Source organism: Desulfosporosinus burensis (assembly GCF_054657535.1).
Genome location: NZ_BAAHYN010000065.1, coordinates 1 through 681 on the forward strand (window position 1 = coordinate 1; position 681 = coordinate 681).

At 37.2% G+C, this 681-nt stretch carries 1 pseudogene; it reads left to right on the forward strand.

The annotated features are described in order from the left end of the window. Positions 1-168: 168 nt before the first annotated feature. Positions 169-681, forward strand: a pseudogene (locus ACYQ3Q_RS28370) (IS4 family transposase); the annotation flags it as partial.

Below are 681 nucleotides of genomic sequence, written 5' to 3' on the forward strand. Positions count from 1 at the left end.
AGCTATCCTTACATAAAATGTAAGTTGTTCATTTCCCGTCAAAGTGAGCAATAAAATATATAATATAACTCGAAAAATACCATAAATCACTTGACTTTCGAAAATCGTCACCATAATCAATTTGAATACCATTTATTGGTATATCCGATGAGGAATGGTGATGTTTTTGTGAAAAAAACCTTTTTAGAAGGGCTACTGCTTACAGAACAGCTAATTAATGATATTGTATTTATGTGCGAATCGCGTATGAAATCAACCTATTTTACGCGTGCTGCCAATTGCAAGATGGACTTCAAAGACCTCATCATGTTTCAACTGAACTTTGTGAAAAAAACTCTTCAGATTGAACTCGATTCGTTCTTCGAAACCATTAAAGGAGCTGAATGCAGTATAACTAAGCAAGGATATTCCGAAGCGAGACAAAAAATATCACCCACCGCCTTTATAAAAATGGCGGACTCCATAATATCCTGGTACTACGGAGATGACGATTTTAAAACATTTAACGGTTACCGACTCTCCGCCATTGATGCATCAATCTTGGAACTTAACAATTCGGAACGGTTGAGAGATGCCTTCGGTTATGGTGAAGGCAAGACGGTAAAACTCGCACGTGCCAAAGCCTCAGGTATCTATGACATAGTGAATGGCATGATGATTACGTCAAAAATCACAAGATAT